Below are 216 nucleotides of genomic sequence, written 5' to 3'. Positions count from 1 at the left end.
AGCTTTAGAATTACATGTTTACTTCGGTAAATATTAGTTTTGAAGTCAGTATTCGTTGAGTCACACCTATTAATTTAGGTAATCAAAACTTTAAATTGAAGAGTTTGATCATGGCTCAGATTGAACGCTGGCGGCAGGCCTAACACATGCAAGTCGAGCGGAAACGAGTTGTCTGAACCTTCGGGGAACGTTAATGGGCGTCGAGCGGCGGACGGG

The 216-nt window shown here is 43.5% G+C and carries 1 rRNA gene; it reads left to right on the top strand.

The annotated features are described in order from the left end of the window. Nucleotides 1-92 precede the first annotated feature (92 nt). A 16S ribosomal RNA gene (locus AB4503_RS23580) occupies nt 93-216 on the top strand; the annotation flags it as partial.

Origin of the sequence: Vibrio sp. 10N.222.55.B11 (assembly GCF_041473705.1) — a bacterium.
Classification (GTDB): domain Bacteria; phylum Pseudomonadota; class Gammaproteobacteria; order Enterobacterales; family Vibrionaceae; genus Vibrio; species Vibrio crassostreae_C.
The sequence above is the reverse complement of the archived record's forward strand: the minus strand, read 5'-3'. Positions and strand labels throughout refer to the sequence as shown.